General features: G+C 65.1%; 1 pseudogene. It reads right to left on the bottom strand.

Going from position 1 to position 415, the window contains the following annotated elements:
* Window positions 1-415 (bottom strand): annotated as a pseudogene (locus JYA52_RS22180) (hypothetical protein); the annotation flags it as partial.

Raw genomic sequence — 415 nt, 5'->3', positions numbered from 1 at the left:
GGTCGTGCCCGCCACCTGGGTCCAGGTAGCCCAGAGCGCACCGGTGGAATCCTTATCGATGGTCAAAGTCTCGCTGCTGTTGTTCGAAATCACCTGCGGAAACCCCGCATCCAGCGAGTAGGCCCCGCCCGAATAGCTGTACCTGTACAGCCGGGCCGGTTGCCCCGACGCGGACGCACCGGAGGTCACCACGTTCGAGGCGATGTAAAGCTTGCCGCCATCCCACAGCGTGTCCGAGGACGTGCTGGCCCTGCTGTCGCTCCGCACCCCGGTATCCACCCACGCCCCCGCACTCCGGTTCAGCCGGTAAATGCTCCACCCGCTGCCGGTGGTCCACATGTTCGCCCACCACGACCCGTCATTCCACCACAGCTTGCTCTGCGGTTTATCCGCCGTCGGCGGGTTACTCACACCC

Source organism: Arthrobacter pascens (assembly GCF_017052465.1).
Taxonomy (GTDB): Bacteria; Actinomycetota; Actinomycetes; order Actinomycetales; family Micrococcaceae; genus Arthrobacter; species Arthrobacter pascens.
Note: the sequence above shows the minus strand (reverse complement) of the source record. Positions and strands in the feature narration are given on the sequence as shown.